This is a genomic window from Dellaglioa sp. CoH-56-MRSF-14 (genome assembly GCF_056782115.1).
Genome location: NZ_JBXAYB010000122.1, coordinates 1 through 254 on the forward strand (window position 1 = coordinate 1; position 254 = coordinate 254).

Genomic DNA, 254 nt, shown 5'->3' on the forward strand with positions numbered 1-254 from the left:
GCCGCTCGGTGGACATCGGCGGGGGTGGCGTGGAGTAGGAGCGCCGCCAGGCGAAGAACCGGTCGAGGCCGTACTGCTGCGCAACGGCCGCTTTCGAGAGCCCGGTCAGGGCACCGTAGTTGCGCTCATTGAGACGCCAGTTCGCGATGACGGGAGGCGTCGCAGGGAGGAAGATCGGCAGCATTGCGGTGACGGTCTCGCTGGTGCGAGTGAGGGCGGATGTCCAGATTCGCTCGGGTACAGCTCCGTCCTCG

The 254-nt window shown here is 67.3% G+C and carries 1 protein-coding gene; it reads right to left on the bottom strand.

Features of this window, described 5'->3' with window-relative positions; translation table 11 throughout:
* A partial coding sequence (locus AC1RPX_RS08035; protein ID WP_481763373.1) for a histidine phosphatase family protein occupies positions 1–254 on the bottom strand: 254 nt, incomplete at both ends.